The following is a 12,675-nucleotide window of genomic DNA, read 5'->3' as shown; positions in this document are numbered from 1 at the left end:
TCAATGAGATACACAAATTTTCAAAGAACTAATTCTATTACTAAAACGTTAAATATCAGAGCTTTAAATTAACATTTCAAACAGGGCTAATCCAGTGCGTTTTTAGTACGACAAACTGGACACCCTATAAGTTGATATAAACACAAAAAGCCATGGCGGCTGTTGTCGGCTTCGCCTTTTTGTGGCTGTCGGTGACACCAGTCGGGAAACTCGTTTTCCTCCTTGTCGTCGCCACCATCCCCAACGCCATGCTTTGCATGACGACAACAGCCGGCATGGTTCAAAAAGCGGCCGGTGCCCGTAAAAAAAGTCCGCCTTTGGCGGTAAAAAAACAGCTGATTGTAAGCCCCTCCCTAACCCTCCCCAAGGGGCGGGAATTCATTCTCGCTGTGCTTTAGGGGGTTATGATTGCGCTCCGTTCCTTGAAAAAGATTGGAATATGGAGATCATTTGGGCTTTTTTCCTTCCCCGTGGGGAAGGTTAGGATGGGGCCTATGGTGGACGGGGCGCACCCTTGGCAACTCTGTAGGAGTTGCGATTTCATAGCCCAGGGTTGAGGGGCGCAGCACCTCTACCCTGGGTATATATATAATAAGGTATAGCTACTCTGTAAGAGTTGCGATTAGCCGAAGGCGTTACCACGGCAGGAATAGCAGCTTGTGTTCTTTCATCTATATGACGCTACGGATAGGAAATAAGGTAATCATTTTTTTGTACCGGCGCAGCCGGACTTTTTTTACCGCCAAAGGCGGACTTTTTGTATTTGCGGCTTTTCAGCCTGCCACCAGGCAGGCGCGGATGGGGGTGTCGGGAAATATCCGAGAGCTCGCTCTCGAGATATCTCCCGACACACACGGACGCATAGGGCGAAACCCTGAAAAGCCACAAAACTTTTTGTAGCTTCTTGTGATAGCATATTCAAGGTATATGGGCATATACATTACAAGTAACGCCTACTGCTAAGCGCAACTCTTACAGAGTAGCTATATTAGTTGGTCGCTTACCCAGGGTAGCGTGCTTCGCCCGCAACCCTGGGCTGAGGAATCGCAACTCCTACAGAGTTGCCGCTGCTTGCGGGAGGCCAATTGCGGGGTTAATACATTATTACCGACTTATGTAATAAGTTGATATAAACACAAAAAGCCATGGCGGCTGTTGTCGGCTTCGCCTTTTTGGGGACTGTCGGTGACGCCAGTCGGAAAACAAGTTTTCCTCTTTGTCGTCGCCACCACCCCCAACGCCATGCTTTGCATGACGACAACAGCCGGCATGGTTCAAAAAGCGGCCGGCGGCCGTAAAAAAAGGCCGCCGTTGGCGGTAAAAAAACAGCTGATTGTAAGCCCCTCCCCAACCCTCCCCAAGGGGCGGGAATTCATTCTCGCTGTGCTTTAGGGGGTTATGATTGCGCTCCGTTCCTTGAAAAAGATTGGAATATGGACATCATTTGGGCTTTTTTCCTTCCCCGTGGGGAAGGTTAGGATGGGGCTTATGGTGGACGGGACGCACCCCTGGCAACTCTGTAGGAGTTGCGATTTCATAGCCCAGGGTTGAGGGGTGCAGCACCTCTACCCTGGGTATATATATAATAAGGTGTAGCTACTCTGTAAGAGTTGCGATTAGCCGAAGGCGTTACCCGCAGCAGGAAACATGGGGGCAATCGCGGGGCTAATCTATACGTGGCCGTGCGCACAATCCTATCCACCCTCCTGCCGAGCGTACACAAAAAAGCCCTCTCACGTTTCACAACGGGAGAAGGCACAAATTATGAAAACTTTAATCTATCCGAATATCTTCTATTTCTTGAGAATATTGAGCTTGGGAGTATCGATGCCGCTCACATGGTCGTGGCGCACGTCGTTCTGTTGCTCAAAGATTACAATATCGTTCTTGCCCTTCTTCAGGAAGCAACCTGGCAGATAGAGGGTCTGCTGGGGACCCACCTTCCAGTAACGGCCCAGATTGACACCGTTGACAAAGACGATACCCTTGCCCCACTCTTCCATATCGAGGAAGGTGTCGCCGGGGCTGGCTACATCAAACTGCCCCTGATAGATTACCGGCAGCCCCTTGGCATAGCCGTGGTCGCCAGCAGCCAGCACGGGAGCCTCGCTCATGGGCAGACAATACATCTTCCACTCACCCTCGATGGGGTTGTCGTTGATGGTGATGGGGCGCACAAAGCCCTTGAAACTCTCGGAGATGCGGGCACCATAATTGATGCGTCCCATATTCTCGACCAGAATGTCGAGGGTGCTGTTGAAGGGTACCTCGACCTCCAGGCTGTCTACGCCGGTGACGGCGTTGAGCTCGCCCACCTTCTCGCCATTGACATAGACGATGCCATAGTCGGCAATGCCGTCGGCCTTGAGCACTCCGGCGATAGGCTGGTTGAAGTGGCGGCGGTAGAGCACGTATCCGTGGCCCTGGCCGAGCGCCTCGAATGTGGGCATGGTGTCACACTCCACAGGCGTCATCCCCTCGATGCGGTCAAAGAGGTTCTGGGTCTGGGTGAGACGTATTTGGGGCAGCGTGATGACAGGTATGCGCTCGGGCACTGCCGGCACATCCTTGTTATACTGCATCAGTATCTTTCTGATGGCCTCATACTTGGGTGTAGCCCATCCTGCCTCACTGATGGGGGCATCGTAGTCGTAGCTGGTGAGGTCGGGCTGCAGACGGATGTCCTTGGTATAGTTGGCACCCGAGGTGAAGCCGAAGTTGGTGCCACCATGCACCATGTAGAAGTTGAAGCTGATGCCGGCATCGAGATACTTCTGCATCTGCTTGGTAAAGGCATCGGAGCTGACCTTCTGGAAAGGCTCGTTCCAGTGGTCGAGCCATCCGGTATAGAACTCTGCCACCATGTAGGGGCCCACTCCGCCGTGATAGGCGTCTACCTTTTTCTTGATGGTGTTGACATTGTTCTCGCCGTTGCATGTGGGCAGTGCGCCCTCGATGGATCCGCCCTCAAAGAGCCAGCTGCCATCGCTGGTGAACATGGGGATGTCGAAGCCGGCGTCGATGAGCTGCTGACGGATGGCGGCACTATACTGTCTGTGTACATCGAGGGGGATGTCCTTGCGCTGGCTGACATACGAGCCAAACTCGTTTTCAGCCTGTACCATGACGATGGGACCGCCCTTGGTTAGCTGGAAGTCGCGCACCTGGGCTGCGAGCTGTCCGATGTAGGTGCGGCACGAGTCGAGGAAAGCCTTGTTCTGTGTGCGTATCTTCATCTCGGGCACGGTGCTGAGCCACCAGGGATAGCCGCCGTACTCCCACTCGCCACAGGCATAGGGACCGGGACGCAGGATGACCATCATGCCCTCGTCGGCAGCAGCCTTGAGGAAGGCGCGTATGTTGCGGTTGCCAGTGGTCCAGTCCCACACTCCGGGTGCGGTCTCGTGATAGTTCCAGAAGACGTAGGTAGCTACGGCGTTGAGTCCGAGGGCTTTCATCATGCGCAGACGGTGATGCCAGTAGGCTGCGGGCACGCGCGAATAGTGCATCTCGCCCGAGTGGATCTGTATGGGTTTGCCGTCGTAGACAAAGTTGCCGCCCTCTATCTTGAAGGTATGCTTGGCCTTGGCTCCGGCTGTGGCGGTGAAGCCTGGCAGCAGGGTCATGGCGGTCATGATGATAACGATGATAAGTAGATTGCGTCTCATTATTGTTGTGATATAAGTTTTATTCCTTACAAAGATAATAATAATAAGGTGTATCGCCCAACAAATCATCGAAAATTTTGCCCTACCCCACGATTTTTGTCGCCAAAATGACAAAAAGGCAGACCAAGACTGACATTTTGTCAGTTTTCGGGCATAGGTACATAGTTTGTATCATGATGAGTGACAATAACAAAGATAATAATTAAAACAACAAGCGATATGACATTTGACAAATTTACTATCAAGGCGCAGGAGGCCGTGCAGAGCGCGGTCAACAAGGCGCAGATGGCGCAGAATCAAGCCATAGAGCCGGTACACCTGCTGGCAGGTATCATGGACAAGGGTAAGGATGTGACCCAGTTCATCTTCCAGAAGCTGGGCGTCAACCCACAGCAGATTGAAACGCTCGTCGAGAGCGAGATAGCCCATCTGCCCAAGGTGCAGGGAGGCGAACCCTACTTCACCAATGCCACCAACGAGATACTGCAGAAGGCTATGGCCGAGGCTGCGCGCATGGGCGACGAGTATGTGGCCATCGAACCCATACTCATGGCTATCATGCAGACCCAGAACACGGCAGGACGCATACTCCGCGATGCCGGCATGACCAAGGACGAGGTAGAGAAGGCCATCGCTGCCCTCAGACAGGGCAAGAAGGTCGACGATGCCCAGGCCGACGAAAACTACCAGGCGCTCGCCAAGTATGCGCAGAACCTCATAGACAAGGCGCGCAACGGCAAGCTCGACCCTGTGATAGGCCGAGATGAAGAAATACGCCGCGTGCTGCAGATTCTCTCGCGCCGAACCAAGAACAACCCTATCCTGATAGGTGAGCCGGGTACGGGCAAGACCGCCATCGTCGAGGGACTCGCCCAGCGTATCGTGCGTGGCGACGTGCCGGAGAACCTGAAGAACAAGCAGCTCTTCTCGCTCGACATGGGCGCGCTCGTGGCTGGTGCCAAGTACAAGGGTGAGTTTGAGGAGCGACTCAAGAGCGTCATCAAGGAGGTCACCCAGGCCGACGGCAACATCATCCTTTTCATCGACGAAATCCACACGCTCGTGGGTGCCGGCGGTGGCGAAGGTGCCATGGATGCCGCCAACATCCTCAAGCCTGCCTTGGCACGTGGCGAACTGCGGGCTATCGGTGCCACCACGCTCAATGAGTATCAGAAGTACTTTGAGAAGGACAAGGCGCTCGAACGCCGTTTCCAGACGGTTATGGTCGACGAGCCCGACGAGATAGATGCCATCAGCATCCTGCGTGGCCTGAAGGAGCGCTATGAGAACCACCACAAGGTGCGTATCCAGGACGATGCGTGCATCGCAGCCGTCAAGCTCTCCGAGAGATATATCTCTGACCGGTTCCTGCCCGACAAGGCGATAGACCTCATGGACGAGGCTGCCGCCAAGTTGCGCATGGAGCGCGACTCGGTGCCCGAGGAGCTCGACGAGATTGACCGCCATCTGAAACAGCTTGAGATAGAGCGCGAGGCAATACGCAGCGAGATCAAGCACCGCCAAGGCAGCGGCGCCGAGGACGATGCGGCTGCCAATCTGCACGACTCGCTCGACAAACTGGACAAGGAGATTGCCCAGCTGGGTGAGCAGGAGCGCCAGTACAGGGCTAAGTGGGAGTCCGAGAAGGCTCTGGTCAACAAGATCCAGCAGGACAAGCAGGAGATGGAGAACCTGAAGTTTGAGGCCGACAAGGCTGAGCGCGAGGGCAATTATGGCCGTGTGGCTGAGATACGCTACGGTCGCCTGAAGAGCATCCAGGACGACATAGACCATATCCAGCAACAGCTGCGGGGTACCCAGGGCGGCGACGCTATGGTGCGCGAAGAGGTCACTGCCGACGATATCGCCGAGGTGGTTAGCCGCTGGACGGGCATCCCCGTGTCGAAGATGATGCAGAGTGAGCGCGAGAAGTTGCTGCATCTCGAAGACGAGCTCCATCACAGAGTGGTGGGTCAGGACGAGGCCATCAAGGCTGTCGCCGATGCCGTGCGCCGCTCACGAGCCGGACTGCAGGACCCCAAGAGACCTATCGCCTCGTTTATCTTCCTCGGCACGACCGGTGTGGGTAAGACCGAACTTGCCAAGGCGCTCGCCGAGTATCTCTTCAACGACGAGAACATGATGACGCGTATCGATATGAGCGAGTATCAGGAGAAGTTCAGCGTGACAAGGCTCATCGGCGCGCCTCCAGGATATGTGGGCTACGACGAGGGTGGCCAGCTGACCGAGGCAGTAAGACGCAAGCCTTATTCCGTGGTCCTCTTCGACGAGATAGAGAAGGCCCATCCCGACGTGTTCAACACCCTCTTGCAGGTATTGGACGACGGCCGACTCACGGATAACAAGGGCCGCGTGGTCAACTTCAAGAATACCATCATCATCATGACCTCCAACGCCACGCGTGAGATGCTGGGCAAGATTATGCGTCCTGAGTTCCTCAACCGTATCGACGACATCATCACCTTCCATCCGCTCACGCAGGAGGAAATCTCCAAGATTGTGGAACTGCAGATGCAGAAGTTGCAGAAGATGACTGCCGAGCAGGGCGTGACACTCACCTGGACCAAGGCGGCAATAGACTATCTGTCGCGTGTAGGCTTCGACCCCACCTTTGGCGCCCGCCCCGTCAAGCGTGCCATCCAGGACTACGTGCTCAACGACCTGAGCCGTATGCTGCTGGCTGAGCGCGTAAGCAAGGACAAGCCCATCACGGTCGATGTTGCCGACGACCACATCGTGTTCAGCAACTAATTTACCATTAAAAAAATCCCTTCCGCCATAAGTGACGGAAGGGATTTTTTTATGTCTGTATGTGTCGTGGTTACTTCACCACTTTCTTTCCACCTACGATGTAGATGCCTGCAGGGAGATTGTCGAGGCTGGTGCCCAGATACTGACCCTGGATGTTGTAGACGCGGTTGTCTACGGGCTTGCCAGTGGTCTCGACAGTATCGATGCCGGTGCCTACGCCATCTGCCACGATGCGCACCTCATCGAGGAACATACGTTTGGCAGGGGTGAAGGTAATCTTGCCAGTACCAGTGCCGGTAATGTCGATGCTGTACTCGGTCCATTCCTCATTCTTCATGGTGAGGGTAGCTACCTCGGCGCCGTTGTAAGTCACTTTGAGCGAGGTGCCGTCACTGCCGTAAGGCGCAGCCTTGAAGGTGAGCTTGGCCTTGCCGTTGAGGGCAAAGGAAGGTGTGGTGGCAGAACCGCTCTTCTTGGAGGAGCCAAACTTGCCGCACTTGAAGCCACCAGCACGGGAGACTGACTCCCAACCTGCGTTGTCTGTTACCAGCGCATTGCTGCCAGAACTCCATGTACCGTCGTTTCCGCCCGTTCCAGCACACTTGTCAAAGCTCTCATAGAACACCTGACCCTCTGGAGTGGGTTCTACCACGATAGCTGCATTGTACTGGAAGTTCACAGTACCGTTGTCATTCTCGGTAATGTCCTTGACCTGACGGCCCATGTTGCGTGTACCGTCCTCGTTGTCGTTGTAGAGACCGAACGAAGGTACCGTCTCGTCGCTCAACTCGTTGTTTGCCTTGTAGGGATACAGGTCACCTGTGAGTGTAGTTTTGGTATAATACTGCTCGTATTTGTCCCAGTACTTGCTGTCGTCAATGTTGTCGGCATGTACGAGCGTGAGGCGCTGGTGGTCGTTCTTGAAGTCAGCTGTCCAGCCATCTTTCTGACGGAATTCACCCGTAGAGTTGACCACATTGTTAATCCAGCAGGTGGGGTCATAGTCTACATGGATAACCTGCAGACCTGTAGCCTCGATATATTTGTCCCACTTGGTCTGCTGACGGTTTTCGAGGATGAAGTATTCGTTGCGGTTGCCTTTATTATATATTACGTATGCCTTGCCACCCTCGCTGGTGGGCTTGAGGTCAGTGACCGTCACGTTCTCGTCTTCGAGCACCTCGTAGTCTATCCATCCGGCAATCCATTTCTCATAGGCAGTATAGCCGGCGGGGCAGAAGCCGTCGTCGTTGTAGCCGGCAGAGTCCATGAGGTCAAAGCTCGACATACCGAAATGTCCCTCATAGAAGATGTCATAGAGGTCGGGATAGCCCAGACAGTGAGAGAACTCGTGGCAGATGGTACCGATACCGTCGATGCCCGAATAGCCCAGCTCGGCTGAGCAGGCGTAAGAATTGATTTTGACACCATCGAGGGAGAGTGTTATTTTGGCGGCAGCCAGTTCATAAGCGTGGGGCCAGATAGTGTCATCGCTACCACCGTTGGCCTCGCCCTGACCGGCGTAGATGACATAGACCTGATCCACCTCGCCGTTACCGGTCCAGTCGTAGTCAGAGAAGTCTACCCAACCATCGGCAAGCTCACAGGCTTCCTTAATCATCTGCTCGGGACGCAGGTCGTTATCATTGGAGTCATTACCACCATAGTAAGCCATATTCTGCGACAGGGTTACAGGCCCTACCACGTCAAAGTCGATGGTAAACTTGCCATCGCTCTGCGCGCTGAAGTAATCCTTGATACTGCCGTTGAAACCATCGTCCTTGTAGTTCTCGGCATTGGCTATCTTCTTGTACAGGTCGAGGGTATGGCTGGCAGAAAACTTCTTGTCCTTGAAGTTGGCGAGGATGATGAGTCCCTTCTTGGTGCCCCGATAGTTGCCGCGGTTGCCCGAGATGTCGGCCTTGCGACGGCTGGCGTAATGCTGGTTGGCACGGGCACGACGCTGCTTGGCACGGGCAGCCACCTTGGTGGCATCTTCCTGCTTGTACATACCATTGCCTGCTGATACATAGCTCTTTCCGTCGGCATCACGATACCAGTGGCCGTGTTCGTCGCCCACAAGGCGGGCCTTGACTTGACTGCCGTCGGCAAGGGTAATCATGCGCCACAGATTAGGGCGTGCGGGGATGGCTGACATTGTCATCACTGCGAGCAGGAACAATGTCAAGAGAGTAATTCTTTTCTTCATACTTGATTATAATTGTTTACTTGGTTATTCGTGTGTAGCCGTTGGAGCGTGCTGCGACTTGATTTTGTTCATCCGCGTCGACTCGAGGATGGGCAGATTGGTCTCTGTGGGGATATAGATGACGGTCTTGTCGCTCAGGTCGCTCTGCTGGCGCACCCAGAGATACTGGATATAGGTGGGGGTGATGCTGCCGTTCTCTATCTTGATGGCTTCGGCGGCACCCTTGGCGCGTGCCACTTCGGCCTGGGCGTTGAGCTTCTCGGCCTCGAGGTTGGCACGGGCTTCCTCTATCTTAATCTTGCGGTTCTGTTCGGCTTTGGCAAACTCAGCCTTGCCTTCCATCTCCTGCGACCATACGTTATACCAGGGACGGATGAATGCCATGCCTATCACAAAGACAAAGATGGCGACGAGAGCCCAGACTATCTGTCGGGCAACGGTGGGGTTGAACCCTGGGGTACTGTTTCTGTTCATTTGACGATTGTTTAAGTGTGATGCAACTATGGGATAATTCTCCAACATGCAAAGATACATCATTTCTCGGCTTCTTTCTGCCAAAATATGCAATTATTTTTCACCACGCCCGTCATTTTTAATATTTTCAGGGCGCATACCATCCCTATCACCATCTCTGACGAGATGACAGCGTCCATAGTCGACAGGGGCATCGCGATGATGGCGACGGTGCTATCGTTGGTTGACAAAATACTGGCTGTAGATGTTATAATAGATGTCCATCCAGCCCTCGTCGAGCAGGTGGTTGAGTTTCTGTGCCAGCCCGGGATGGGCGTCGATATGGCTCACGAGGTCAGGATTGTAGCGGGTGCCGGCGTCGCGACGCATCTCGCCCATCACGGCATCAAAGGTCTTGCCGTCCTTGTAGTTGCGGCCCACGCGCTCGGTAGCGGCCTGCATGCAGTCGCTCAGGGTGATGATGTCTATCATGATGCGGTAAGGCGAGCGGGTATTGTCAAAGTCGGCGGGATAGCCTCCCTTGCCGTTGTACCACTTGTGGTGACCCAGGGTGGTGTCGTGATACTTCGCCAGCTTGGGGTCGAGGGCGAGGTATTTGAGTCCCATCTCCGGGTGGCGCTTCACGATCTTGAACTCCTGATCGGTGAGCGGACGGTAGTCGTTGTCTACCACGGGGATGATGGTGTTCTTGCCCAGATCGTGGTAGAGGGCGGCTTCGCGCACAAACTCGACAAACCTACGCTTGTGATGCTTTACGCTGCCTTCGGTCTTGCAACCCAAATAGCCCACCAGCAACTGGGGATGATTGTCTACAAGACTCTCCATGAGCACCATGACTATCTCGCTCACGTGTACGGAGTGGGCGTAGGTGGTCACATGGGTCGATACCGACAGCTTGTTGAGGAAGGCAAGGCGCTCGCGGGGCTTCAGATACGACAGTATGCGGTCGTAGGTGACGAAGACATTGAGGTTGTTGACAAAGGTGGTCACCGACTGGCGGTCGCTGCGATGGCGGAAAGCCATCTCGATGTCGCGGCACATGCGGAGCACGTTGCGGCGCTTGGCGCTGTAGGGGATGTCGGCCAAGTCGTTGAGATAGAACAACGAATAGTAGGGCATAAGATGCAACGAGAACTCTTGAGGGTCGAGCCTACGATTGCGCAGACTCTCCATAGACGCCCTGTAGCGCGGGCGGTATCTATTGAGTGCCTCTTTGGCAGTTATCTGCTTCAGGTTTGTCTGCATGATCAGCGTGCGCAGATACGAGGAGTTGTCCAGTGAGGGCTTCCGCAGGTTTCTTTGCACGAGGTTATACATGAGTTTGTCGATGCTTTTCTTCTTGATGGTGGTGCGGTCCACCAGGAAAATGTTGCGCACCATGGACTCGTCGGCATTGTTGAGTCGCCTCTTGAGCTCGGTCATCCTGTAGCCCTTGCGGCTGAGCTCGTCGCCGTGCTTGGCGACATATCGTCTTGCCAGTTTGATGCGCCCGCGCAGATCGTCGACCGTCTCCACCTTCTTCTGTGCCCATACATACGCACACAGTTGCAGCATCGCGTTGAGATAGTTTGACTGATAGGCGGGATAGCGCTTGGCGTCGTCGGTGACGCATCGCTGGTAGCAAGCATACGACTTCTGCAGGAGTTCGTCGTCATGGGTCATGTTCCAGATATGGTAGTAGGCAGAGCCACGCCATGTGTTCAGATAGTTGGTAAACCTCAGCGAGTCGGGGCGGTTGACCTGCAGGGTGTCGATGAGGTCACAGAGTTCGAGCATGAGAAAGGGGTCGGAGCGGTTCTGGTTGATATACTTGCTGAAGAAGCTCTTGATAAATTCCGAATAGAGCCTCGCGTCGTTCTTGGCTTGTGGCAGGGTGATGACCTGACGCAGACTGTCCAGGCAGAGCTTGTTGCTCTGATAGATATCGTGGTTCAGGGCAGCGCGGGTATGAAAAAACTCCACCCAGCGGTCGTGGTCGTGTATGAGGAAGATGCTGTCGTTATAGCGGTTGTACAACTTGCGGTTGTTGACCAGGGTGCTGAACCAGCCGTCGAAGTCCACATGCAAGGCGTCTTCGTCCTTGACGGTTTGCGCCGAGGCTGTCATGACTGTCAGGAGCAGCATGACTATGGGCAAGAGTCTACGGGTGATGACTGCCAGCAACGCTGTAGCGGTGTGGCTGTGCGCCGCAGCAGGGCGGTGGGCAGGGGTGGCAATAATGACGCATTTCATAGTGCGCGTGTATAAAGTTAGAGTGGCAACGGGCGTGGCACCGGTGCGTAGAGTTGAAATTCTGCTGTCTGTAATGGTTGTAACAACTACAAAATTCGTGAAAAAACGGGACTCCACCAACATTACTCGTGTAATAGTTGTTAAAACCGCCGAAATAATGACATCGCGCACAATTATAGGCAAGCATGGAGGCGCAACGACCATCATAAGAGGCCCCTCTCTGGCTCTCCTCAAGAGGAGAGAACGCAGACCAATTATATATTATGTGCTTTGTCATTATCTCCATCACCTTGCGGATGGTATAGGGCGAAGCCCTGAAAAGCCACAAATCTTTTTGTGTCTTCTTGGGATGGTAAATTCAAGGTTTAAGGAAATACACACGACAAGTAACGCCTACGGCTAAGCGCAACTCCGTCAGAGTTGCAAGGTTCGTTGGTCGCTTACCCAGGGTAGCGTGCTTCGCCCGCAACCCTGGGCTGGGGAAACGCAACTCCTACAGAGTTGCCAGGGGTGCGCACCGTCCACAATGGGATAGCCATACAGGGTTGTAGGGGCGCACATCAACGACAACAAACTAATTATGTATAACTCTTGGGGAGAACTTCATCCACTATGGGATAACGATACGTGGTGGTAAAGGCGCACATCATCGTCAACGGACTAATCATGCATAGCCCTGGGGGGCGCATCATCAACGATGAATTATGGCCCGCAAGCAGCAGCAACTCTGTAGGAGTTGCGATTTCATAGCCCAGGGTTGAGGTGCGCAGCGCCTCTACCCTGGGTAAGAACACCACCCTACTTAGCTACTCTGTAAGAGTTGCGATTAGCCGAAGGCGTTACCACGGCAGGAATAGCAGCTTGTGTTATCCCAACTATATGACGCTACCGATAGATAATAAGGTAATCATTTTTTTGTACCGGCGCAGCCGGACTTTTTTACCGCCAACGGCGGACTTTTTGTATTTGCGGTTTTTCAGCCTGCCACAAGGCAGGCGCGGATGGGGGTGGCGGGGAATATCCGAGAGCATGCTCTCGAGATATTTACCGACACACACGGACGCATAGGGCGAAGCCCTGAAAAGCCACAAATCTTTTTGTAGTTTTTTGTGGTGGTATATTTAAGGATTAAGGAACACACATTACAAGTAACGCCTACGGCTAAGCGCAACTCTTACAGAGTAGCTATATTAGTTGGTCGCTTACCCAGGGTAGCGTGCTTCGCCCGCAACCCTGGGCTGGGGAAACGCAACTCCTACAGAGTTGCCAGGGGTGCGCACCGTCCACAATGGGATAGCCATACAGGGTTGTAGGGGCGCA

Annotated in this window: 7 protein-coding genes; 3 read left to right on the top strand and 4 right to left on the bottom strand. The window is 54.0% G+C overall.

The window, feature by feature from the left end; translation table 11 throughout:
• The first annotated feature begins 152 nt into the window (after window positions 1-152).
• Window positions 153-398 (top strand): hypothetical protein, encoded by a 246-nt coding sequence (locus tag CIK94_RS06185; protein WP_094421949.1) that lies wholly within the window; start codon window positions 153-155, stop codon window positions 396-398.
• Between the two features lie 1,395 nt (window positions 399-1,793).
• Here the strand turns inward: CIK94_RS06185 and CIK94_RS06175 are convergent.
• Window positions 1,794-3,668 (bottom strand): beta-galactosidase, encoded by a 1,875-nt coding sequence (locus tag CIK94_RS06175; protein ID WP_094421944.1) that lies wholly within the window; start codon window positions 3,666-3,668, stop codon window positions 1,794-1,796.
• 219 nt (window positions 3,669-3,887) lie between these two features.
• Between CIK94_RS06175 and clpB the strand changes: the two genes are divergently transcribed.
• On the top strand, window positions 3,888-6,440 hold the full coding sequence (gene clpB, locus CIK94_RS06170; RefSeq protein ID WP_022310443.1) for an ATP-dependent chaperone ClpB: 2,553 nt from the start codon (window positions 3,888-3,890) through the stop codon (window positions 6,438-6,440).
• Between the two features lie 70 nt (window positions 6,441-6,510).
• Here clpB and CIK94_RS06165 read toward each other — a convergent pair whose 3' ends face one another.
• The 3 genes from CIK94_RS06165 to CIK94_RS06155 all read right to left on the bottom strand — a co-directional run bounded on the left by CIK94_RS06165 (window position 6,511) and on the right by CIK94_RS06155 (window position 11,355).
• Window positions 6,511-8,649, bottom strand: a complete 2,139-nt coding sequence (locus CIK94_RS06165) for a M6 family metalloprotease domain-containing protein (RefSeq protein WP_254046150.1) — start codon at window positions 8,647-8,649, stop codon at window positions 6,511-6,513.
• A gap of 24 nt (window positions 8,650-8,673) precedes the next feature.
• A complete protein-coding gene (locus tag CIK94_RS06160; protein WP_254046008.1) occupies window positions 8,674-9,033 on the bottom strand; it encodes a hypothetical protein in 360 nt (119 codons plus the stop codon).
• 303 nt (window positions 9,034-9,336) lie between these two features.
• The gene (locus tag CIK94_RS06155; protein ID WP_158216526.1) at window positions 9,337-11,355 is read right to left on the bottom strand and encodes an HD-GYP domain-containing protein; all 2,019 of its coding nucleotides are present in this window, start codon (window positions 11,353-11,355) and stop codon (window positions 9,337-9,339) included.
• On the opposite strand from CIK94_RS06155, the gene CIK94_RS14370 reads away from it, so the two are divergent.
• Window positions 11,342-11,758, top strand: coding sequence for a hypothetical protein (locus CIK94_RS14370; RefSeq protein ID WP_158216525.1), 417 nt, complete (start codon window positions 11,342-11,344; stop codon window positions 11,756-11,758). The two genes, CIK94_RS06155 and CIK94_RS14370, sit on opposite strands and share 14 nt — an antisense overlap.
• The last annotated feature ends 917 nt before the right edge of the window (window positions 11,759-12,675 follow it).

Origin of the sequence: Prevotella sp. P4-51 (genome assembly GCF_002251455.1) — a bacterium.
Taxonomy (GTDB): domain Bacteria; phylum Bacteroidota; class Bacteroidia; order Bacteroidales; family Bacteroidaceae; genus Prevotella.
Note: the sequence above shows the minus strand (reverse complement) of the source record. Positions and strands in the feature narration are given on the sequence as shown.